18 protein-coding genes are annotated in these 25,127 nt (G+C 33.4%); 4 read left to right on the forward strand and 14 right to left on the reverse strand.

Going from position 1 to position 25,127, the window contains the following annotated elements; genetic code table 11:
- Positions 1-290 precede the first annotated feature (290 nt).
- From HHU12_RS15390 to HHU12_RS15400, 3 genes are all read left to right on the forward strand, one after another.
- Positions 291-1,739, forward strand: a complete 1,449-nt coding sequence (locus HHU12_RS15390; protein WP_169657638.1) for an aldehyde dehydrogenase family protein — start codon at positions 291-293, stop codon at positions 1,737-1,739.
- Positions 1,740-1,990: 251 nt separating this feature from the next.
- Positions 1,991-2,167 carry a hypothetical protein gene (locus HHU12_RS15395; protein ID WP_169657639.1) on the forward strand — a complete coding sequence of 59 codons (177 nt, stop codon included), beginning with the start codon at positions 1,991-1,993 and terminating at the stop codon, positions 2,165-2,167.
- Positions 2,168-2,619: 452 nt separating this feature from the next.
- Positions 2,620-3,168 carry a helix-turn-helix domain-containing protein gene (locus tag HHU12_RS15400; RefSeq protein ID WP_169657640.1) on the forward strand — a complete coding sequence of 183 codons (549 nt, stop codon included), beginning with the start codon at positions 2,620-2,622 and terminating at the stop codon, positions 3,166-3,168.
- Positions 3,169-3,202: 34 nt separating this feature from the next.
- On the opposite strand, the gene HHU12_RS15405 is transcribed toward HHU12_RS15400, so the two are convergent.
- From HHU12_RS15405 to metG, 8 genes are all read right to left on the reverse strand, one after another.
- Positions 3,203-4,393, reverse strand: a complete 1,191-nt coding sequence (locus HHU12_RS15405) for a DUF418 domain-containing protein (RefSeq protein WP_169657641.1) — start codon at positions 4,391-4,393, stop codon at positions 3,203-3,205.
- Between the two features lie 303 nt (positions 4,394-4,696).
- On the reverse strand, positions 4,697-5,893 hold the full coding sequence (locus tag HHU12_RS15410; protein WP_169657642.1) for a hypothetical protein: 1,197 nt from the start codon (positions 5,891-5,893) through the stop codon (positions 4,697-4,699).
- A gap of 49 nt (positions 5,894-5,942) precedes the next feature.
- Positions 5,943-6,305, reverse strand: coding sequence for a hypothetical protein (locus HHU12_RS15415; protein ID WP_169657643.1), 363 nt, complete (start codon positions 6,303-6,305; stop codon positions 5,943-5,945).
- A 465-nt stretch (positions 6,306-6,770) separates the two neighbouring features.
- Positions 6,771-7,184 (reverse strand): hypothetical protein, encoded by a 414-nt coding sequence (locus HHU12_RS15420; protein ID WP_169657644.1) that lies wholly within the window; start codon positions 7,182-7,184, stop codon positions 6,771-6,773.
- Positions 7,185-7,281: 97 nt separating this feature from the next.
- Positions 7,282-7,971: a LuxR C-terminal-related transcriptional regulator gene (locus HHU12_RS15425; RefSeq protein ID WP_169657645.1), complete on the reverse strand. Its 690-nt coding sequence runs from the start codon at positions 7,969-7,971 to the stop codon at positions 7,282-7,284.
- A 362-nt stretch (positions 7,972-8,333) separates the two neighbouring features.
- Positions 8,334-8,996 carry a hypothetical protein gene (locus HHU12_RS15430; protein ID WP_062619389.1) on the reverse strand — a complete coding sequence of 221 codons (663 nt, stop codon included), beginning with the start codon at positions 8,994-8,996 and terminating at the stop codon, positions 8,334-8,336.
- Positions 8,997-9,001: 5 nt separating this feature from the next.
- The gene (locus tag HHU12_RS15435; protein ID WP_062619387.1) at positions 9,002-9,220 is read right to left on the reverse strand and encodes a hypothetical protein; all 219 of its coding nucleotides are present in this window, start codon (positions 9,218-9,220) and stop codon (positions 9,002-9,004) included.
- A gap of 70 nt (positions 9,221-9,290) precedes the next feature.
- Positions 9,291-11,354, reverse strand: a complete 2,064-nt coding sequence (gene metG / locus HHU12_RS15440; protein WP_169657646.1) for a methionine--tRNA ligase — start codon at positions 11,352-11,354, stop codon at positions 9,291-9,293.
- 471 nt (positions 11,355-11,825) lie between these two features.
- Here metG and HHU12_RS15445 point away from each other — a divergent pair, with 471 nt between their 5' ends.
- Complete coding sequence (locus HHU12_RS15445; protein WP_240970983.1) at positions 11,826-12,608, forward strand: SAM-dependent methyltransferase; 783 nt, start codon at positions 11,826-11,828, stop codon at positions 12,606-12,608.
- 384 nt (positions 12,609-12,992) lie between these two features.
- On the opposite strand, the gene HHU12_RS15450 is transcribed toward HHU12_RS15445, so the two are convergent.
- The 6 genes from HHU12_RS15450 to HHU12_RS15475 form a co-directional block, all read right to left on the reverse strand.
- Positions 12,993-14,834 carry a tetratricopeptide repeat protein gene (locus HHU12_RS15450; protein WP_169657647.1) on the reverse strand — a complete coding sequence of 614 codons (1,842 nt, stop codon included), beginning with the start codon at positions 14,832-14,834 and terminating at the stop codon, positions 12,993-12,995.
- Positions 14,835-16,495: 1,661 nt separating this feature from the next.
- A complete protein-coding gene (locus HHU12_RS15455; RefSeq protein WP_169657648.1) occupies positions 16,496-18,253 on the reverse strand; it encodes an Ig-like domain-containing protein in 1,758 nt (585 codons plus the stop codon).
- A 152-nt stretch (positions 18,254-18,405) separates the two neighbouring features.
- Entirely contained in the window at positions 18,406-20,280 is a 1,875-nt protein-coding gene (mnmG, locus tag HHU12_RS15460; RefSeq protein WP_169657649.1) for a tRNA uridine-5-carboxymethylaminomethyl(34) synthesis enzyme MnmG, read from the reverse strand.
- Between the two features lie 576 nt (positions 20,281-20,856).
- Positions 20,857-21,294: an rRNA maturation RNase YbeY gene (ybeY, locus tag HHU12_RS15465; RefSeq protein ID WP_169657650.1), complete on the reverse strand. Its 438-nt coding sequence runs from the start codon at positions 21,292-21,294 to the stop codon at positions 20,857-20,859.
- Positions 21,294-21,710 (reverse strand): ATP-binding protein, encoded by a 417-nt coding sequence (locus tag HHU12_RS15470; protein ID WP_240970985.1) that lies wholly within the window; start codon positions 21,708-21,710, stop codon positions 21,294-21,296. Before HHU12_RS15470 ends, ybeY begins: the two co-directional genes overlap by 1 nt.
- Before the next feature lies 1 nt (position 21,711).
- Positions 21,712-25,089 carry a DUF4175 family protein gene (locus HHU12_RS15475; RefSeq protein WP_169657651.1) on the reverse strand — a complete coding sequence of 1,126 codons (3,378 nt, stop codon included), beginning with the start codon at positions 25,087-25,089 and terminating at the stop codon, positions 21,712-21,714.
- Between the last annotated feature and the right edge of the window lie 38 nt (positions 25,090-25,127).

The raw sequence follows: 25,127 nt of genomic DNA on the forward strand, positions 1-25,127 counted from the left end.
CAATTTCTTTGTTTCAATTGACAATGCAAAAATGAATAATAGTTTTATATTAAACAAATAACACAACCGTATAGAACTAATGAAGAAAAACATTGGACTTTTGCCTAAAAAAGAGGAGGAAAAAAGGCATGAAATAAGTTTTATATCCTATAGTTTGTTATTTAGTCGTTTTTCTTTTAGAATGTTTTAATTTAATAATTAGATTATGATATAATTGTAATTATACACCTGAATCAATTCAATCATTCAACACTCAGATCCATAATCCTATTAGCGCAATAGAAAAAATCATGAATAAAGTAGAAAACAACATCATATTTGAAACCCCTCATCAACAAAATATTGAAGGTATATTCATTCAACTTAAAGAGAATACTCAAAAAATGAAGAATACGAATGCTAAGCAACGTATTCAGAAACTGAAAAAAATAGAAGAATATATTCTCCAAAACCGTGAGGAGATTCAAAAAGCTGTTTATGCTGATTTCAAAAAGAACCCAACTGAAGCAGATACTACTGAGATAATTAGCACGTTGGGATTATTGCGTCATGCAAAAAGGAATCTGAAGCAATGGATGAAACCACGCAGAGTGGGGACGCCATTAAATATGTTTGGCAGTTCTTCTCAAATTCTACCCGAACCAAAAGGAGTCTGCTTGATTATTGCACCATGGAATTATCCATTTTATCTCGCTATAGCTCCTTTGATTTATGCTATTGCGGCAGGGAATACAGTGATGATAAAACCAAGTGAAATATCACATAATACTTCTGCCTATATTCAAAAAATGATGGATGAACTTTTCCCTGCCAACGAAGTAAAAGTAGTACAGGGAGGAGTGGATGTTTCTACTACTTTATTGAAATTAAAATTCAATCATATATTCTTCACAGGAAGTCCACAAGTTGGAAAAATAGTGATGCGTGCCGCTGTTGATAACCTGACATCTGTAACGTTAGAACTAGGAGGGAAATCTCCTGCTGTTATTTGTGAGGATGCAGATTTAAAGGATGCAACAGATAAGCTCACTTGGGGTAAATTTATTAATGCCGGACAAACATGTATTGCTCCTGATTATGCATTGGTTCCTAAGAGTAGAAAGGACGAGTTCGTAGAGCAGATGTCCAATACCATCAATGAATTTTACTCTCCAAATGGAGAAGTAGTCAGTGTTTCTGAAGACTTCTGCCGTATTATTAATCATAGTCATTATCACCGTCTGAAAAGTATAATTGATGATGCTGCAGAAAAAGGTGCCACAGTGATTATGAATGGTGAAATGGACGAAAGTACTAAGTTTATTCCTCCAACGATTGTGACCAATGTGACCAATGATATGAGAATAATGCAAGAGGAGATATTCGGACCAATTCTAGCCGTTATGGACTACGAAGAAATAAATCAGGCATTGGAAGTCATAGAGGAAAAGGAAAAACCACTAGCACTGTATGTTTTCGGAAAAAAGAAGAAGTACATCAAAAATGTAATCCACAATACAACGGCAGGAGGGACTTGCATCAATGATACCATTCTTCATATCAACAACCCAGAACTTCCTTTTGGTGGTGTGAATAACAGCGGTATTGGTAAATCACATGGTAAATTTGGCTTTGACGGCTTCTCAAATCAGCGTGCCGTATTGAAGAACAGGATTGGTATGACAGTAGTGAAAACGATTTATCCTCCTTATGGAAATCTTTCAAAGAAACTGACGGATTTTATAATAAAGTATTTTTAATAAAAAAATGAGTCATCCCTCATTAAAAAAGAAAGGATGACTCATTTATGTATCTGAAATAATTGATTCATATACAAGTAAGATTGTTTTTTATTCTAATCTTTGATAAATTGTAATGAACCTTTCAGATAAACCTTTACTATCATTTCTTTTCAACCAAGCATTAATACAAACCCTAAAACCAATTACTTATGCTACTAAAATCAAGAAAATTATTCATAAGATTATTTCTTTCCACACCTATCATATATATGTTGATAAGTTGTGATTCATCTTGCTATAAATGTGAAATTGATACTGCATCAACCTCTAATGTTGTAGCAACTTCTATTGTCTCAATCTGTGATAATGCCGCTAATGACAAACAGCTAAATATGGCTAAGAAAAATTGTCAAAAAGCTGGAGGAATATGGAAAAAGCAAGAATAAAATATTTCGATATTCTTCTTATTTATCATTCAAAAAATACAATTATAGTATCGTAAATTATTGAATAGATTTCATAGTTATCTGCTATGAAATCAATAGTTGAAACGCCTACCTATTGTACAATGTTGTGTGGTCTTTACTTTCATTTTATTAAGAGGATCAATATTATTTTTTGTAAAAAAATCACAACACTTAAAAATGAGAAAATACATCTAGAATGTTATTCAATTAGGCCTATTTAATACTGAAATAAGCAAAAATGACTAGATGTAGTTATTGATATTACTGTAAAATATGATCAGATTTGTTTGAACAATTGGTTTAATGAATATTAAAAAAAATTAATAACAAAAATTACTCCTCTTACTTTTTGATAAAAAAATTAATGCCGATAGAAAGCACCATTAATTTTGGTAATCTTAGTAGTGACTTAACATAATTACAAGCAAATCATGCAAACAAAGTTTTCTACATTCTTATGGAAGAAAGGTAATTTACTTGACTCAAAAAAGTTGATGGAAATTACTTCGAAATGTATTTCTGAAATCATTCAGGAGTATCAAACAGATGATTTGTTTATCACTACAAATGATTTGGAATTAGAAGATTTTTTACATTATAACAAAGAACACTACTCCTACATTTGTAAAGCTGAAAAAATAAAAAAAACATTCTTATTTCATTTACTGAAAAAACAGGAATACATTCAATTCAAATGTTTATTGATTGATAATTCTTTTTCAAAGTTTATTAATAAGACTATTGAAGATCAACATTTTATTGAGGAAAATATCAATAAATACAATGCATTATCAAAAAGAGAGAGTAATATTCTGGAGTTGATTTGTGAGGGAAAAACAAATAATGAAATCAGTGTTATTTTAAATATAAGTAAGTATACAGTGGAAAACCACAGGAAAAATATCATTAAAAAATTAAACACTAATTACCTTTACCCATTTCACATTTTCTTTCAGCTGGAAAACAAAAACGCTACATGATCTAATGAAAATGTAGCGTTTTATTTTTACTGCTTTATTTTATCCAAGTCAGCTTGTGCCACATCATCTCAAATGGCCCTTGCTTATAGTATTTCAACCACATTTTACACATCAATATCTGAGCGATCAGAAAGACAAAACCAATTCCTAAACTAAAGGCTACTCCACATGTATCTGCCAGATGAAATCCATAACCAAAATACAAAATACCACCTATGATAGACTGCACAATGTAGTTGGTCATACTCATCTTGCCATAAGTCTGCAATGGACTGCAAAGCCTTTTCACTGTGTCTGATTTATAAATAAGGATAATAAAAGAAATCCATATTAATGTAAAACTGAATTTCCACCACATATCAAATGCTGTTCCTATTGTTCTCTTGATTACTTCTGTTTGATCACTACCAAGGAAGTGTGTTTTAAGGAAATATAATGGGATCATTACTGCAAATGATACCGCCAATACATTCTTCCATTTATCATAATGCTCTGCTTTGAAAGCACCCACTTTTCCTAACCAGAAACCAAATATAAATAAGCCCATAGTCTGTACAGCCCTGCCGCACTCAATAGCCCACAATAATGAAAACTCTTGTCCGTATGTGAGATTCCCCCAAAGTGTATCTAAGAAATTACCTTCTTTGATAATATCCATACAGGCTTTCCATGGAGCGGCAAACATTCTTGTAGTCGGAATATATTCTGGGTTGAAAAGGGAATAAACATAATGCAGTAAATCTGTTGGCTGTAGTAAAAAGAAGAAGGCGCCCAAAAGCAAGGCCTTGTTACTCCATTTTCGTACAAAGAATAATATTACACCCGTCAGCGCATATAACATCAGAACTTCTCCAGGAAAGAAAGTGGCGTTAATCAGTGCGAAAAAGGTGAGCGTAAAGAGTCGCCATAAATACCTTGGTCCAAAATCTTTTCCAGCCTTATTCTGTTTGTTGTTCATCAAAAAGAAAGTGAAACCAAACAAGATGGCAAAAATTGAATACGTCTTTCCTCCAAAAAGAAAAAAAGTGAGGTCAAATACATTCGTGTTCAAAGTATTCAACCAATCAGGATTCAATGCTTTATCAGGATAATGGTAATAGTTAAAATGTTCGATGTTGTGAATCAGCATAATTGCCGCCACCGCATACCCTCTCAAGACATCCACAACATCAATTCTGGATGTAGAGGTTTTTAAAGAAGATTGATTTGATAATATAGGTTCCATAAAACTAAGAAGTAAAATTGTCTGCTTTCAAAGGTAGAAAATACACTATTAAATATCGGTGATGAAGGTTATTACACCCTAAAAAAATACCCCAGCACTCAAAAGCGAGTACCGGGGTAAGAAAAAAGCAGTTAGCTGGCTACATTTCAGATATGAAGGAAGTATCTATACTCATCATAATCTCATCTCTCATTTTTAACTACTTGATATGTTTCTGGATTCTTCTAATTAGGCGACATGTAAAGGCATAACCCCTGCATTAAATACAGGAATCATGCATAACATAAACATCAACCTTAATTCTTATAAACTTTTTTCATAGCTTAACTCATCAATTCTAAATTCAATTGGATCATCATTTCCTGACCAACCGATTCTTACAACAAAATTACAGTTCAATCTTACACCATCTGGTCTTGTTGTATGAACTTTTGCCTCAGGATATTCCTCAACAACTTGATCCCATAAACCAACAAAAATTACTTCATTGTCTTCATTTTTTATTTCACAATAACGTTCACCTTCGTTATTATAAGTCATTCCAATTTTTAAAAGATCTACACCGTTTTTAAGGTAAATAGACATCGATACTTCATCTGTATTAGCCGTAACTTTAAAGTGTGGATCTAGCTCTTGGATTGCCTTATTATCATCACGACTTAAACCAGTAGCACCGTAAGCCCACACTTGATGTGTACCATCTGGTCTTTCAACAGATACTCCAGTAACAGCTCCTGTAAATGGATCTACTACTTCAACATCTTCTGCTCCATCAACGATCTCTACAACAGGTGCAGAAGGAGTTTCGATTGGATCAAATTCTATTGGTCTTCCTCCGAAACCTGGATCGATGATAATTTTCCCATCTGTAGAAAAATTCACAGAATAAGTATATTTTTTATCCGCTTGAGCTTCTACTAATTCAACACCTGCCAAACCTCTAACTGTATTGATTACAATTTTATGTGAAGCATCTGCTTGAACATAAGCATAGAAATTTGGGTACTCTTCTTCACTATCAGCAAGGAATTGAAAGTCATCAATTCTAGCTCCTGTTACCTCATCTTGAGCACCGTCAACTAATACATAAGCAAACTGTTCGTTTCTCATACGAATTGTCACTGATTCATCAACACTTTCTCCATGTGCTTCACCAAACAAATAATAATTCTCAGAAACTAAATCTGATGAGTTATTATGTGAAATTACAATGGTAAATGAACCAAAAACTTGATCCACAGTTACAAGAGTGTCTCTTAATGAAAACTCTTCAAAGGTTCTAACACCTCTTTCGTCTTCAAAAATGATAGTATAATCATCATATATCAATCCTTCTTTAGGATCTCTATTACTCTCATTCATAGGAGTAATTTGCTCTTCGATTACAGGTCTAATTGTAATCACACGTCCCTCTTTTACAGGCTCTTCAATTGCTTCGTTTTCCTCATTACAAGCAAAGAAAATAGGTAATAAAATAAAAGGCAGTATAAATTTTTTCATCTTAATAATTATATAAATAAAACAGTGTTACTTTTTAGTTTAAAATTTTTTATCGTAGAAATTTTGCTCTCGCAATAGTTCCTTTAGACTCTTTGTTCACTTCCTTCAACCAGATTTGCGCTTGCTCATCTGTAGTAAGACAGTCATTTTTATGAATAACGTTGACTGAACCTGAATTATAAAGGTCAAAAACAGCTACTGCTCCACAATACTGTACCAGTACATATCTTGTTTTGTTCTGATATTGATCTCTGAATGAAAGGTCAGGATCAATTCTTGAAAGAAGGCCCATTTTATCTAAATAAGCTTCCACTCTTCCATCAAACAAGTTGACATTTTCTGGTTCTTTTTCTTCTGAGAATGAAACAAAAGAAATAGTGATTAGTACGATAGATAATAAAAGATTTTTCATTTTCGATATCTATTTAGTTGTATAATTTCATTAGAAAAGCATTGTAGAGAAATAACTTTCATTCTTGTTTTTCAATGCTTACATCACAAATATACGACACTAAAGAAACATTGTTACATTTTAGTAGTTAACAGATATTATGTAACCGTTTTATACCATGTTACATTTTATGAATAACTATAAAATGAACAACCTCTAATATTAGAGGTGTCCATCTATCAATAAGAAATGATTGGGTATATTATGAAAGTTCTCAATCCAACTTTTGTCCTACAGCTACTTTGGTTAAGTACAAGTTCAAAAATAAATCATAGTTAATTCTAATTTATTTTTTGTGAGTACAACGCTAAAAAACGTATTAATAGTGGTTCTATTAAGAGTTTTTTGAAGGAAGTAATCGCAAAACAATAAATAGAATTAATATTAGATAATTTTGAATTTGTACTTATAAAGCAAAAGTATGTGCTATTTTACCTTAACTCCTTCAAAAGTACCTGTGTCTTCTTTTTGATTAATCCAATGTCCTTTTAAGGTTTTATCTTCTAAAGAAATCGTTCCTTTCATAGTGATAACAAGTAATTCAGATTGTCTCATGCTAGATTCATCAAAAATAGCTACAGCGGTTAATATTCCGTTTTGATCCACACTGCCTTCGTATTCTTCATAATCATCCATTTCACGGAATTTGCCAGACAATTTTCCATTTTCAACTTTGATATACCAGTCTGCAATGTGCACCTTCGCGCTATTATAGGTTTGTCCATAATACTCACCATTGTAATTTTTTAGTTCATTGGGAGATACTTCTTCATCTTCACATCCAATAAAAAATAAGAGAATAAACAGATAAAGAAAATTGGGAATTTTAAAGTCGCTCATAATTTTTTCATTGATTATGAATGTAAAATTCAATGAATTAACACTAAATAGAAATACCCAATGTTGGGTATATCTTAGAGGATATTTAAAATCTCTCTTAATCCCCGACAACATTTATTGAAGATTTTACATTGATTTTCTTCTTAATGTTCTTCCAATGTGTTCTGACTGTATTGATTGAAATATTCATCAGATCAGCAATTTCTTTTGGGGCTTTTCCTTGAAGTTTATATTGAACAATCTCTTTTTCTCTTTTGGTCAATACCTCAGTTACTCTTTCAGATTGAGAAATTGGGTTTTCAGTTTTAAGGACTAAACTTTCCAATTCCACTTCTTGAAAAGACCTCCACTTATCCAGCCATGCTCTCGCATCTTTTTCATTATCAAAAAATCTTGGCATCTTCTCAATCGTCATTGACTTATCTCTGCCGTTCGTTAATCTTGAGAGCTGTAATAGATTGTATTCTTTTTGTCCCAACACCAATGCCACAGGATAATTCTGATTACAATCCAATGGATAAAAATTATCTTTCAATATATTTTCAATAATGGGTTTATTCATGTTTTCTTCCAGCCACATAATAAGATCATTATCCATTTTCACATCTAACTTTTGCTGGAGCCATAGCGCTTGCTTTGTATGAAATGTCAGTGCTATTTCTGTGTATTGCTTTATATCTTCTTTAAAAAGTTCTACAGAGGTAGGAGAGGCTAACCATTCTAGAATACATCTTTCATATTGATGTTCTAAATGAATTTTTAGGAAATCACTTGAGTAAAGTAGCATTATTTTTTAAGATTAGTTTTCATCAAAATAACAACTCAATAACTCCTTATAAATGACTTCTGATAACAGAACTACCTGATTAATATTACCAATTGTAAATATTTTATAATAAAAAAGACTCTTGCAAATAGTTTTACCTGCAAGAGTCGTATAGACCAATAGTCCGCTAGATTATATAGCTGGCTTAAGTTGGAAATTGTCGTTGCTGTATCAATACTGGGTAAAGTATCATAGTTTGTTATTTGTACTACTACTATCTATATTTCCTTCTGTTTGTATGATACAAATATACGACACTTAAGAAACATTGTTACTATTTTAGTAGTTAACAGATATTATGTAACCATTTCACACTGTGTTACTTATAGATCTAGAAGTTTTTCTCTAATTTTTTTGACATGATGGAATTGTGGACATCTATCTAAAAGAAGGTCTAATTGCTTTACATAAGCTTGAATAAGATCATGGTTAGATCTATTTCTTTCATAAAGATGTTGTCCTACTAGCCAATGCACTCTTTCAGCAATCGACATATTCTGTCCATTCGTCTGATAGTGCTGTGGGAGAAGGTTGGTCAGTCTCCAACTGCGGATAAAGGATAAGAAATTGGGAAGATATTGGTTGAAATGCATTACAAGTTCCAATATCTGATAGAAAGGTTTTGGTTTTTCTTTCTGTGGATGAAAGGTGAGGGGAGCAAATAAAAGTAAAAGCTGATCTGCCAATTCATATTTTTCCTGCTCTAATAATAATCTTAACTCATCATAAAATGACAAGCAAGCACAGTATTGTAATCGATCAGCTTCTTCTGGAATGTATTCGACAAAAGTAGCATAAAGTTCTAAAAACTGTTCGTGTTCTTTCTCTTGATGAGCCACTTTAAGCATATCATAAAGCACCCAGGCCATAGCGGCATGAATCTCTTCATCATTAGGAGATAATTCCAAAAGACCTCTAGCAGTTAGAAAAGCCTCCTGATATTTTCCCTCTTCTCTTAAAGTATAGATTTCACGAACTGAATACATAAAGCTTATTTTCCGAATTTACCGTTTTTTCTATTACGATCTCTTTTAGCAGCCTGTTTTGACATAAATACTCTTAATACTAAAAGTAATGTCGTTAAACCTGCCAATTGAAGGTTTTCCATATATTCTTCACCTCTATCATAGGCATAATAGGCAAGAATAAATAGAGAGACTGATGTAATAGCGAAAATGATATTGACGATGTTTCCGAATCCTTTGCTCATAAAGTTTAGTAGTTAATTGTGTAAAAAGCCCACGACTAGGTGAAATCGTGGGCTTTCAGTGTATTTATAATTAACGAATGATACCTCCTTCCGCAATTTGCGAAGTAGGAGAAACAAACGATAATGTTCCGTCTTTATCTTCAGCCATCAAGATCATTCCTTGAGATTCAATACCTCTGATTTTTCTTGGAGCTAAATTCACTAAAATGGAAACCTGCTTTCCGATGATATCTTCTGGAGCAAAAAACTCTGCAATACCACTTACTACGGTTCTCTTGTCAATACCCGTATCTACAGTTAATTTCAAAAGCTTTTTCGCCTTCTTCATTTTTTCTGCTTCAACGATAGTACCTACACGAATATCCATTTTCTGGAAATCATCAAAAGTAGTTTCGTCTTTTTGAGGTTCTACTGGAGCCTGAGAGATTTTAGTTTTCTCTAATTTCTCAATTTGAGCCTCAATCACTTTATCTTCGACTTTACTGAACAATAACTCCGCTGGAGCCAAACGATCATAAGCAGTAATCAACTCAGGGTTTCCTACTTGATTCCAATCCAATGATTCCATACCCAACATGTTTTGGATTTTCTTCGCCGTATTCGGTAAGAAAGGATCAATAGTGATGGCCAAGTTGGCAGCAATCTGTAAAGACATATTCAAAATAGTCTTCACCAACTCTGGATCTTGCTTGAACAATTTCCAAGGTTCTGTATCTGCTAAATATTTATTACCTAAACGAGCCAATTTCATCGCTTCAATTAAAGCCTCTTTGAATTTGTACTGCTCGATTAATTTTTCAACACGAAGAGGAATGGCTTTCATCTCCTTCACAATACCTTCTTCCATAGGAGTGAACTCACCTGCAACAGGTACTTCTCCTTTGAAATATTTGTGAGTAAGTACAACCGCTCTGTTGATAAAGTTACCTAAAATGGCAACTAGCTCGTTATTCACACGCTCTTGATAGTCTTTCCAGGTAAACTCAGAATCCTTATTTTCAGGAGCAATTGATGTCAATACATAACGTAACTCATCCTCACGATTTGGAAGATCTTCTAAATACTCATGCAACCAAACAGCCCAGTTACGAGATGTTGATAACTTTGCACCTTCAAGGTTTAGGAATTCATTAGCAGGAACGTTGTCCGGTAAAATGAATTCACCATGAGATTTTAATAAGATAGGGAAAATCAAACAGTGGAATACGATGTTATCCTTACCAATAAAGTGAACTAATTTCGTATCTGCTTTCTTCCAGTAGTCCTCCCAGTTTTTACCTTGAGAAGCCGCCCAATCTTTAGTTGCTGAAATGTAACCAATAGGAGCATCCAACCACACATATAAAACTTTTCCGTCTGCACCTTCCACTGGTACTTTTACACCCCAGTCTAGATCCCTAGTCATAGCTCTAGGTTGTAAACCTTGGTCCAACCATGATCTACATTGACCTAAAACAGAATTTTTCCACTCCGAAGGCGTATGATGTTCTCTACCTTCTAAAGTACCTTCATTGATCCACTCACGCAACCAATCCTCGTGCTTGTTCATTGGCAAGTACCAGTGACGAGTTGTTTTAAGAACAGGAGTGTTACCCGTAATCTGAGATTTAGGGTCGATCAAATCTGTTGGGCTTAAAGAAGATCCACATTTTTCACACTGATCACCATAAGCCGCATCATGACCACATTTAGGACAAGTACCAACAATATATCTATCAGCTAAGAATTGTTTTGCTTCCTCATCATAATACTGAGAAGACTCTCTCAATTCAAACTCACCATTATCATTTAAGGTCTTGAAGAAATCTTGAGCTGTTTCATGGTGAACAGGAGCAGAAGTTCTGTGGAACAAATCAAAAGCAATTCCAAACTTCTTAAATGTATCACCAATTTGTTTATTGTATTTATCAATGATGTCTTGAGGCGTAATTCCCTCTTTCTGTGCACGAATAGTAATCGCTGCACCGTGCTCATCACTACCACAAATAAACGCTACATCTTTTCCCTTCTGACGTAATGATCTTACATAAATATCAGCAGGCAAATAAGCACCCGCGATATGTCCAATGTGTAAAGGTCCGTTTGCATACGGCAATGCCGCAGTTACGGTATATCTATTGTAATGTTTTGACATGGATTGTCTTTAAATTTCTATGCTTTTAAGATGACTAGGCGGTCAATTTCTTACTGACGATAAGTCGTTGCAAAGATAAACATTTTGAAATTGTTATTCACCACCTATTAATACTGATTTACAGATGATTTCAGCATTGGAAATCAAAGTTATTCACACTCCGAGCTTCAAATTGTTGATAACTTAACGAAAATCGTGAATTTTCAATAAAAAAAGGGGAATTTTCAAAAACTTATGAACAGTAATCAAAATTGGTTTGATCCCTAAAAATGAAAATTATACTTTCGGGGTATAATTTTCTCAAAACAGCACAAAGGTAATAGTTGTTTTAGTACTAAGCCAAAATAAGTTTATCATTCGTTCTTATTAATTTTTTGTGAGTACGACATTAAAGAATGCATTTAAGGGAGTATTTATAAAACAATGAGAAAAAAGATGAGTTTTAATTTTGACTTAGAGCATGTTTGAAACATGCTCTTAAGATCTACCTCTGAAAAATATAAACTAGTGAATAAAATGCAAAAGGGAGAAGAATGGTTTGATCAATGGTTTAATACGCCATATTATCACATTCTATATCAGAACAGAGACTTTAATGAAGCAGAACAGTTTATGTGTGCACTTTCTGATCATTTAGGTATCTCAAAAAACGACAAAGTACTCGATCTAGCTTGCGGAAAAGGAAGACACTCTATTTTCTTAAACAAACAAGGCTTTGATGTGGAGGGAATCGACCTTTCTACAGAAAGTATTCAACATGCGCGTGAATTTGAAAATGACAGATTGAAATTCAATGTACACGATATGCGTGAACTTTATAAAGAGCAGGAATACAATTTTGTGCTCAACTTATTCACAAGTTTTGGTTATTTCGAAACTGAAGAAGAAGATTTAGCCGCTTTAAAGATGATTGCCCACAGTTTAAAAGAAAATGGCGTTTTGGTTCTTGATTATTTCAATACCTATAAAGTATTGAGCAGTCTGCCAGAAAAAACGGTGATTGATCGTCCTGAACTTTCTTTTAATGTGCATAAGTTTCTAAATAATCGTCATGTAATGAAGCAAATTGAGTTTACAGACAAAGGAAAGCATTATATATTCACAGAAAGGGTAGAAGCATTAAGAAAAACAGCATTCTTAAACCTATTTGAGCAGGTAAATCTGAAAGTTATCAACATTTTTGGGGATTATAAGCTGAATTCTTTCGATAAAGGGACATCAGACCGTATGATTTTCGTGGTTCAGAAAAGTTAATCACATCAATTTTACGATTTCAAGACATAAAAAAAGGGATATTCTTCACGGAGTATCCCTTTTTTGTTGATAAGATTCTAATTTCAGACGATTTTCTATTGATTTTATACACAAAAAAGAGAAAGTTATTCACAATTAGCCTATATGACTGTGAATAACTTTCTCTTTTTACTGAATAAACAGCTTATTATCTATATTTTATGCTGTGAATTGTGAAAAATGGGTTACAAACACCTTTTTTCAATCAATTACTCACAGTTTCTGAATAAACTCCTGATTTTTTATCTGTTTTGGACAAATTATAAACGTATTGTGGATAAGAACTTTATAAATGCTTTACAAAAACAATACTTATTGAAAAATCGAAGTCTTATGCACTTTTACCTATGACTTGTTCACATTATCGCCTCTAAGTGCTCTGAAACGCTTACGAGCATCCACTTCATAGCTTGAACCTTTAAACTTAATGAGAATATCCTTGAAGTAGTTCATCGCCGATTCTTTATCATTCAGATGATCTTGATAAATAGTTCCCAAGAGATAATGTGCATCGTCAGCTAGAATATCATAACCATAAAACTCCACAATTTCCTTCAAAGGTTCAGTGGCTTGTTCATAATTCCCCAATTTTATCAACAAATGTGCTTTTTCCCAAAGAATTTCATCAGATAAACGGTGTCCTTTGAATTTTACTAACATTTGTTCGTAACTCTCTATCGCTTCTACATATTTTCCTTGAAATACCAACAGATCAATAGCTGCATACTGTTCCATGGCTAAAGAAGTGGTATCAAGGTTAAGATTATCACTTATCAACAAAGATAAAGCCATAGCATCGTTACTGATCGTTCTTGAAGTTGCGAGCTTTAAGATATCCAATTGTGATTGTGCCAACAGAAAATCACCTGTATAGTAATAAAGTTTTGCATTCTTCAGTTTTGCCATATGACCAATCGTCATTTCACGATTACTGTTGGCTACTTGTGAATAAAGTAGTGAAGCTTCCCAAGGATTGTCCTGAAGCAAATAGATATCCCCAAGATCCAGCTTTGCTTGTGAAACTAATGACTTTGGAATTGAACGATTGTTGATAAGTTCCTTTAATTCCACAATTGCCTTATCTTTTTCATCTAAATAGAAAGCTTGAAGCAATGCCATATTCCTCAAAGCATCACCTGTCTGTCCATTTACACCAATTTCATCAATGATCTGTTGATAATCTTTTACCAGCGAATTAATCTGATCTCTGTCGATAGGGTAGGTGCTTTTGATAATCTCCTCCTTCGTTTCTATCAACAACTTTCTAGACATCGGATACACTGCATACTCTTTGTATCTATCCACCAAGTACTGGAATATCTTAGAGGCGTTCTTATAGTCCTTGTTATTCTTCGCCAGACGTCCTATCTCCAGAATCTTGTAACCTTCCAGCCTAAGACGCTTATCCAACGCTCTAGCCTGTATAAAGGCCGCGTAGAACTTCTTCTGCTGTAAGTAGTACCAAACGATCAGTTCATTGAAGACCGTCATACCTGCGTTCTTCTGCACCATTGTGAGTAACTGTGGTTCGATAAGCTCAAATTTCTCTTCAGTTGTCAACCGATCCTGCAAAGCCATCTCCACATATTCAAGCTGATCAGGTTTTATCAACAGTAATTTCATATACTCATCAATCATCTGTTCATACTTGCCCCAATTGGAATAAAGATCTGCCAGTTCATAAAAGAAAGTCTCTCCCTGATTCTTCTCTCCGGTTCTGTAGCATTGTTCCGCATAATTGAACAACCCAAGATCAATACAGTACAAAGCAGCATATCTCAGCTTTGTAGTATTGTTGGCAACTTGCTTAATATACGTCTCCATGATCTTGTCACCAGAAAGCGTATCCTTCTCTATCAACTTCACCCTTGCATAATCCACATTATACATTGAATTATCAGGATTATTCTTCACCACCTTTTTTAAATACTTCTCAGCTTCCTTGAGTTCTTCTTTTTTTAAAAGGACCGAAAGATAGTTTTCGTGGATCTGACTTATCAGTTCTTTGTTTTTAATTAAGTCCCTATACAGTTCAAGGGCTTTATCAAACTCTTCCGTTTTATAATATTCCTGGGCTAAGTTTAACTTCTCATCTGTTTTACTTTGTCCCCAACTGAATTGAGAAAGAATAAAACAAAGGAAAAAATAGAGATACGTTTTTTTTTGACCAAATAAGGTTTTCAACATTTCACTCTTTAATAGATTATAAAAAAATAAAAATTTAAAATTCTCTTTTATTGTTATTAGGGGTGTTTATAAGTTGATAACTGCAGATACCAACAGGTTTTCCCCACTTATAAACATATTTGCTATTGCCTTATAAACCGCCTAAACTATTCAAAAACAAAGATTTATAGCGCTTTTCAACAGTATTCACACTACTATTCACTCAGAAGTTATTCAGTTAATTCATGTGTTTAAAAGCGCCATTTTTAGTCACATCACTTTATAAACACCCTTGTGAATAGTGTGAATAAGAGCCATTTGTGAATTACTGTGGATATTATCAACGCTTATTCAACATATTACTCACTAATCACAATTTTGTGTAAAAATGCTGTGAATAATGTGGATAACTTATGAATAAATATCCTTTGTGTACAATTTTTTAACCAAATAGGATAAAAACAGTGAATAACTCTTTTGTATACTATCAATATACATACTTTGTTTATTTATCAATCATTTTTGCGCCTAAAAATCACAGCGCATTTCGAAGATTTATCAACACTGCCTTTTTCTAATAAATTAATGAAACGCTCTATACTCTAATAGAGGATCTTCTATTGATGAAGCATCACAAATACGCTCAAATTTCAGACAGTTAATACACACCCTGTGAACTACTATTTTGTTTATATGTTTATAATATATTGAATATATATATTAATATGCAGATAATCAATTAGTTAACATGTTTGTAATACTCTGATTATACCCTTCAATCTGTTTATAAATGAGTGAATATAGGTCAAATTACACCTTATGTGTATAAGTATGTTGATAACTGCAATAGTTGTTCACAAAATTCAATTATTAATGTTAGTAAATAAGATTTATGGTTATATTATAGTTCTATTACCTATCTTATTGATTCATACGATATTAGATCAGAATAGCTGTTTTTGACTATATGAGGGCCTATTATTATAGATTAATACACATTATTATTAAATACTTTTTAGCTATATAAAAGCAATAAAATGTTATTCACATTATTTTGAAGCATTGTTTATTTTTTGATGATATTCAGCTTATTTAATGAGTAAAAACAGCTGATTGTTCACAATTGTAGAATAGGGAATGAATAATGATGAAAATAGAAGATCAGCTTAGAGAGGTTAATACTATTATTATTGATAGAAACTGTAGTAGTGATTGAATAGATGGCTTGTGTAGAATTTTATATTTTCCGTGGAAAAAAATATAGATAGGATTTAAGAAATCATCTGATAAATTTTAATCACTCTATTTTTAATCTTTATTGGTGTGAACAAGTTTATCATCATTTAAGTAGGAGGCATGAAAATTAGCTTTTGACTTCAAAGCCTTGAATTTTTTGCTTCGTTTTTGTTTCAAGACAAAATGAAGAAGAAGATAGCTTGAAAGTATAACATATAAGAAGCTTGTAGAAAAATCGATTGAACGTTGACAGTAATTTAGTTTACTGTGTATTAAGTCTCGTGGCTTAATATGAATGAAAGAAAATTAATCGCTGTTCTATTAGCCATTTTTTTTTACATCGTAAATTTTCAATTTGACTAGAAAGCAAAAAAGGATTGAGCTATTCCTAACTCAATCCTTTCATATTTTTATATATCCCTTAGAAAATAGGGTAGAGTTTTTTACTATTCTTTATCTGTATTAATAATAGTATCCTCTCTTCTGATTTCCCAGTTGGCTTCCACTTTGATTTCCTTAGGGAAGAAAGCTGTAGGTTCTGGTGGAATTCTTTTTTCAAAATCTCCAGGGAACCAAACGCCATCATTGTTTTCATCAATTAAAACTCTCAAACCATAAGTACCAGGTTTTACATACTCAAAAGAGAAAAGTCTTTCATTCTGTACTTCTTGAACTACTTCTCCTTTTGGAGTCACAAGTTGAACAAAGAAATTATCATGGCTTCCCACAACCTGTCCTTCTACGATTCCATATTTATCCAACTCTTTAATCGTAAAGTTGATTGTTTTGGCTTTTGTAGAATCTTCTTTTACTGATATAAAAGCATTATTCGTGAAAATCAAACTGAATGCTGAGTCTGCATAGAATTTTGGAAAACTTACTTCAGTATGATTAAAATTAAATTCTAAATTCTGATCAATAAGAATACTATCTAATCTTGTGGTGTCTTCACTATATACATAATACATACTGTCAAGATTCCATTCTTTCATTGGCAATGGGAATTTTAAAACAATATCTACACTGTCTTCCGGAATTAAATCACTGTCTTCCGGTAATTTTTTATCGAATTTAATTCTTACAATTTCTTTTTCTTCTTCCTCAGTTACACCAACAGCATCACCAATTGATTTCAATGCTCCACCAATTAGGCCTCCATTCTTTTTATTCTTCTCCTTTCTTTCTTCTGCTTTTATTTCTGCTCTACTTGGGAACATGATCATAGTATCAAATTCAATTCTCTGTTCAATTGAATCAATAGCATAACCTGTCATCCTTAAAGAATCTTCCATATCTCTTTCACCAGTATAAATCAATTTGATTTCTCCTTTTTGATCCTGATGGAAAATACTGTCAGTGTATGAGTTGGTCTCAGGAAATTCTATTCCATATTCTACAGCATATTTATTGAACTTTACAAGCAGGTCTTCTTTGTTTTCAACTTTCACATTCTTGAAGCTGAATGGAACCAAATCGTAATCTCTTATAAATAATTTTACATCATCTACATTTCTATCCAGTAAAATTGAATCACTGAAGAAACCAATACGTTCTTCTCTCAAGGTGTATTTGTAATCACCATTGGTATCATCAATACAGTATACTTTATAATAACCGGGCTTAAATCTCTCTAAAATAAAAAGACCATCTTTTACTGTTCTAGAAAAATAAACAGGAGGATCTGTATTGACATCCAATGAATCATAAGGATTATACAACGCGATAATTGCTCCTTCGATTGGTTCGTCGGTTAGTAAATCTCTGACTTGTCCCGTGACTTCTAGTGAGTCTAAATAGTCTCCAGTACTAAAAGAGAAGCGGACATTTTTTGCTGGGTTTTTCTCCGTAACATCTACAATGGAATTACCAAAATCAAAGTAATAGGTCATGTCGGATTCAAGGGTATCCAGAACATTGATGATAACTTTGTTTCTTGCAAAACGGGATTTGTATTGGAAGGTAGGTTTGTATGGAGTAATAATTAAGTTTTGTCTTAACTTTTCTTCCTGTACATATTCGTCAAAATAAAGTGTAATTTTCAACTTGGTGGTATCCACATTGGTCTGTCCATTGAATGGAGTACTTGCACCAAACCTTGGAGGGATTTCATCTTTAGGTCCTCCAGTAGGAGAGGAGATGACCGCACAAGCATACACTGTGAAAAGTATATATACAGAAATTATTATTCTTAAGGTTAAGTTCATTATGATAGACTTTCTAAGACATATTTTTCAGTAAAGGCAGAATTGTAACTGAATATTCGCTACAAAAAATGCACTTACAAAATAAGGCATATCTCAATAAAGAAATATGCCTTTTATCTAAAAATATATTATTTTTTTTGATATCGGGAAGACTACGCTTTTTGCTTGTCAAGATAGACCATTAAGATAGTTACATCGGCAGGAGTTACTCCCGAAATTCTCGATGCTTGTCCTAATGTAAGAGGCGCTACTCTTGTTAGCTTTTCTCTTGATTCAGCTGATAACGCATTGATTTGTCTATAGTCAAATCCTTCAGGAATCTTATAGTTCTCCAAAGTAGTTAACTTCTCAGCAATCTTTTCTTCCTTCTCAATGTATGTTTCATACTTCAAAAGGATCTCTACTTCCTCTAATGCTTTCTCTCCAAAACCTTCAAAAGCTTCTTTTAGAGTAGGAGCACTTTCTAATGTAAGTGCCATATCTACCTTCGTTTTCTTCAAGAATTTATCGGCTTTCAAACCATGATTCATCGTCTGTAAACCTCTTTCCTCAAGGTGAGGATTAGCATTGCTAACTTTCACACTTGTATCTTTTAAGACTTCAGTAGCTTTTTCAATTTGCTCTTTTTTCTTCTGAACCGCTTCAAAACGTTCATCAGAAGCAAGACCTAATTGATGCCCTAAGTGCGTTAATCTTAAATCGGCATTATCTTGTCTCAACAAGATTCTGTACTCCGCACGAGACGTAAACATTCTATATGGCTCTTCTGTTCCTTTGTTGATCAAGTCGTCAATAAGAACACCGATATAAGCTTCAGATCTTTTCAATACGAAAGGCTCTCTTTCATTGATCTTATTGTGAGCATTTATACCTGCCATTAAACCTTGAGAAGCTGCTTCTTCATAACCTGTAGTACCATTAATCTGACCCGCAAAGTAAAGGTTTTCTACAAGCTTCGTTTCCAAAGTTGCCTTCAATTGAGTAGGAGGGAAGAAGTCATATTCGATGGCATAACCAGGTCTGAACATCTTCGCATTTTCAAAACCTTCAATTTTACGAAGTGCTTTGTACTGTACATCCTCAGGAAGTGATGTTGAAAAACCATTGATATACATTTCACAAGTGTTCCATCCTTCCGGCTCCACAAAGATCTGATGACGATCTCTCTCGGCAAAGCGATTGATTTTATCTTCAATAGAAGGACAATATCTTGGACCTAAACCTTGGATTCTACCGTTGAACATCGGTGATCTATCGAAGCCAGTTTTCAAGATATCATGCACTTCATTACTAGTATAAGTGATGAAGCAGCTACGTTGTTTTGTCAGCGTAGAAGTACTGTCAGAGAAAGAGAATTTCTCAGGGTTTTCATCACCTGCCTGCTCTTGCATTTTCTCCCAATTCAATGAACGGCCATCAACTCTTGGAGGAGTTCCGGTCTTCATTCTTCCTGCTTCAAAACCTAACTGTACTAATTGTTCTGTCAAACCTTTAGCAGCATGTTCGCCACTTCGTCCACCTCCAAATTGCTTTTCACCGATGTGGATCAAGCCATTTAAGAAAGTACCGTTAGTCAGTACAACAGATTTGGTATTGAAAACAACTCCCAAACTAGTTTTAACTCCAGTGATTTTATCACCTTCCATTACTATTTCGGTAGCCATTTCCTGCCATATATCTACATTATGATTTGCTTCTAAAGCATCTCTCCACTCTTGAGCAAATACCATTCTATCACTCTGAGCTCTTGGACTCCACATGGCAGGTCCTTTAGATCTGTTCAACATTCTGAACTGAATCATAGACTTGTCTGTGATAATACCTGACATACCTCCAAGAGCATCAATCTCTCTTACTATTTGTCCTTTAGCAACACCACCCATGGCTGGGTTACAGCTCATCTGAGCGATGGTTTGCATATTCATTGTAATCAGTAATACTTTAGATCCAAGGTTTGCAGCAGCGTGTGCAGCCTCACATCCAGCATGTCCTCCGCCAATTACAATAACGTCATAAGATGGATACATTCTTTCTCCTTATTTTAAAAGTTCCACGTGGAACATGTTTTTCTTTTGTGGAAACTACTATTGACTATTAGTAGTTGTCATACTGTTTCGTATCTATTTGTATTAAACTGAAACAGTAATTGAAATGTTTATTAGTTAAACTTTGATTAACAGATAGGTAGTAACTAATAAAGCAGTGCAAAGATAATAAATGAAGTGATGTATTTATTCTTTAGGAATACATTTATTAATAATTCTTCATTGACTATCCGATTTTCGATTTTTGAAAATAGATATTTCATAGAATAGTAAGGTGAAAATTGCTCTTTATTAAATTACCCTATTTTCTATTTCGCGATATCTTTAATAACCTCTTTATATGAAAGAATAGATAAGAGCTACTCATTATTACTAACTATCTAATTCGAAATTCATCAATTAACTTCAGAAGAAATAATAATCACATAATTGATATCAAGTTTCATCTATTATTAAACTTCAAGTTTCTAAAAACAAAAAGTTCCACGTGGAACTTTTTGACTTCAACAATCAAAAGTGTTTCACGTGGAACATTTAATATTTTGATAAAAGAAAAAACTAAGCTTTCAATTTCTCATTCCTGATGCCTAATTGTTCATCTTCCAAAGCTCTCATTTTTGCAGCTTCTTCTTCAGATTTATCTTTAAAACCTAAAAGGTGAAGAATTCCATGAATTAAGACTCTGTGTAATTCATCCGTTTCTGAAGTACCAATTGTCAAAGCATTTTCTTTGATTCTATCAATACTTACAAAAATGTCTGATTCAATTTCATTTTCATATTCTGAATTATCAAAAGTAATAATGTCGGTATAAGTATCATGATCTAGATACTCAACATTTACTTTATGAAGATATTCATCAGAACATAAAATGTAGTTGACTTCAATCAACTCAAAGTTAAACTTTGTAATTACTTCATGAATCCATTGTTTCACTTCATCAGCATTCTGAACTGTAAAATCAATGTCTTCATTGAAAAAAGTAATGTTCTCCATTAAATATAAAATCTTAGCGTAATTGCTTTCCCCTCGTTAGAAAATTCTACTTCGTCAGCTAAATGTTTAATTAAGAAAATACCTCTTCCTCCAGGCTTATCTAAATTTTCAGGAGCAGTAGGATCGGGTAGACTGTCATAGTCAAAACCTTTTCCTTCATCCTCAACAGTAAATGAAATTTCCTTATCAGATACATTTAGTTCTAAATGTACATTCTTTTCTTTTTCATTTCTGTTACCATGAATGATAGCGTTGTTGACTGACTCCGTTACGGCAATCATAATGTTACCATAGATGTCGTCATTAAAATTAAACTCGTCACGAGCTTGATCGATAAAACTCTCTGCGATACGAACGTTTTCAATCAACGAAGGTATCTTTAATTTGAACGGCTTATTCATTGTGCTACTCGGCATTTCAATCTTTTATCTTTTCAAAGTATTTGTTCACTTCCTGCTTGTAGTAGGTGTTTAAAGAAGTAGGAATTGTTCTCAGTAATTCAATCTGAGTTTCCTTTTGTTTCAAGTACTCATCAAAACTATCTGGCGGTGGAATCTGTTTTTGCTGTTTCGCAGTTTCACCTTTCCTTTCTTCATCTTTACCTTTCTCTTTCTTCGCCTTTTCAGACTCAAGCATTCTGGTTAAAATTTCTTTCTGTCTTTTTACTAGCTTATCAGTAAGACGCTTGTTGACCAAGTCATCTTCTGTTTGCTCCATTTGCTTAAGGATTTTTTTATAAGCATCACCTTCTCCAGTACCTTCACCTTCTTTGCCATCTTTATCCTTTCCTTGCATTTGCTCCTGACCTTTACCCATACTTTGCTTCAAAGCATTTCGGATCATTTCCTGCTGTGCTGCAAGTTTAGCAAGTTCTTTTGATAACTCTTTACCAGACTTCCCACTTTTCTTCAAGTTTTCCATCTGCTGATTCAATTGCTGTTGCATCTGACTCGGACTAGGAGAGGACGATGATTGTTTCTGATTCATCTGTTGCCCTGCCATACTCTGACTCATTTGCTGTTGCATATTATCTAAAATATCGCTCAATAACAAAGCTAGATTGTTAATTGAGGTCATAGAAAATTGTTGCTTACTAGCGGCTACTTCCGGAACTCTTCTTTTAATAGCATCTAAACTTTCATCCATATACTTATTCATATCCGTTACCTCTCTAGTAACAAAAGATTCGATTTGGAATACTCGTTTTGACAACGCAACTAAGCTATCTTCTATATATTTAGAATCATCTCTCAATTTAAGCTGAGTTTGTGATAATTCCACAAATTTAGGGTCAATTCTTCTAACCTCCTTAAAGGATTCCATCAGATTTTCCTGATCGAAGGAAAGTTTAATCAAATTTTCCATGATCTGCCTCAAAGCATCATGATCTTCACTGATCTGTTCCATCTCAGCAGACTGCATACTTTGCTGCATTTGTTTGGCCATCTGCTGCATTTTATTAGCTGCTTTTTTCTGCGATTGATGGGCCTGTTTTTTCTGATTTTGTTTTAACTGTTCAGAGGCATTTTGTTGCTCTTTAGAAATTGATCTTTCATTCGGCGTAAATTGTTCGAAGTCTTGATTAGTTCGTTCCTCCTTATCCATTTTACGAAGTTGATCCATTTCTTGTTTGATTTTATCAAACTTTTCGTTCAAGTCCTCCTGTTTTTTAACAAGTTCTTTTTTCTCCTCGGCATTTTCTTTCTTCTGTTCTTCAGAAGTAGCCTCGTTTTCTTTATTTTCTAAGTCCTTAGTTTCCTTTGCCAGCTTCTGTTGTTCCTGTGACAGGTCTTCTAATTTCTTCGATACCTCATTTGCTTTTTGTTGCATCTGAAGTTTTTTGAAAAGCTTAATCGTACGCTCTAACTCTTGCTTAAGATTCTTCTGTTGCTTTTCAATATTTTTTAAGTTCTCTTGAAGAGATTGATTAATATGATTTTGCTCCATGAGTTTACTCAATTCCTCATAAAGCTTCTTTGTCTCTTCATCATTGATGTCATTAATAATTTTCTGAAGCTGTTCTGACTTTTCAGCTGTGCTTTTATCTTGATCAGAAAATTTATTCTGTTTGTCTTTTAATTCTTGACTTTGTGATTGAAGGTTTTCAATTTCTTTTTCTAATGCCTTTCTCTGTTCAATCAGCTTTTGAATATCTTTTTTATCCTGCCAAGTAAGTTGTCTCTTACCTTTTAGTTTTTCTTCTAGTTTCTTTAAATCACGATCCAGTTGATCTGCCTTTGCAAGCGTTTCTTCTAGTTGATCTTTCGTCTCCTCTTTCGTTTGCTCTAAATCTTTTTCAATTTCTTCTGAAGTAGGCAATTGAAAAGTATACAAAGGTGTTTTACTTCTTTTGTTTCCGTTGACGCCATCATTGTCGTAAACTTCCACAAAGTACTCCAACTTATCTCCTTCTTTTAAATTGAATTGATCTGTTTGTAATTGATAATAGAAACTTTGATCAATTGCTCTTTTGTTAAATGGAATATCAATTTTCTCAAAAGTATTTGGAGCCTTTTTATCGTCCTTTCTTTTTATTCTATATCTCGTTCTTAATCGAGTAATACCGTAATCATCACCAATATTTCCACCAAATACCAAGTAGTCATACATCACTGTATCTTGATACTGACGCATACTGATACTCGGGTACTGATCCTTTATGACATTAAGATAATAAGAGATACTGTCTTTATTTGTACCATAAATATTTGAAAGAGTAACACTGTATTCCGTTGAGTTACTTGAAGTGTATTCAAATCGGAAAACATTATCATCAATATTCTCAGCATTTTGATTAATGACTAATTCTTTAAAGTAAAGACGAATAGAATCAGCTGTTTTTGTATCAAAAAGCCAAGTGATTTTAGAGCCTTCAGGAACTAATAAATTACCAGTATTAGCTACAGTCTCATTATTCTTGTTGGTATACCTAGGATACTCTATTTGAACACTAAACTTAGAAAGACTAGGTCTAGTGAGCATATTCATCTTAAACTCCTGTGAGTAGTATCCTGCAGCTTTAAATCGGAATCTGATAGGATGCTGTAGCTTTTTGAAGACATGATTGAATGAAAAGCCTGGTGTTGATGCTTCAAGTTTGATTAACGATCCTTTGTCTGTTTCTATATAAACATCATTAGGAATTGCATCACCTTTTAATTCCACTTTGAGTTCGAAATCATCACCTTTAAAAACATCGAGGTTAGAAGTCATTAATTCAAAAGAGAAAGGAGCTACAGGAAGAAATTCTTTATCAAACTGAACAATTTTAGGAGTACTTTCAGTAAGTACTTGAGGTTTGATCAACAAAATACCAATTAGTATACAAAGGGCAGGCAATAAATATTGATACCAATACCTTAAGTTTTCTTTATAGGAAATTGCTAATGAAAAATTGATCGGGGAGAATTGCTGATCTCTTTGTTCAAGAGTAGCCTGAATAAGGCTATTATTCTGAGCTTCAGACTGAAGTTGAATAGTATTGAGTAATTTATCGGAGATTTCCGGAAAGTACCTTCCTATTTCTTCAGCCGCTTTTTCATCTGAGATTTGATTGCTGATACCATTCAATTTGGCAACAGGCTTCAATACCCAAATGAATAAAGTATAAACGAAAGTAGAAATGTATAACCCGAATAGAATTGTTCTTGTGGTAGTACCAAAATTATTGAGATACTCTAAAACACTAAAAAGTAAAAGCAGACCCAGAACAGCGGCAAAGGTTAGAATTGCACCTTTAAGAATTGCATTTCTATACAGCTTTTGTTTATAGGCTTTGATTTTACTTTCGAACATGGGCTATAAATTAATTATTAAATAAAATGGGTGGTACC

The organism is Flammeovirga aprica JL-4 (assembly GCF_012844305.1).
In the GTDB taxonomy this organism is placed as follows: domain Bacteria; phylum Bacteroidota; class Bacteroidia; order Cytophagales; family Flammeovirgaceae; genus Flammeovirga; species Flammeovirga aprica.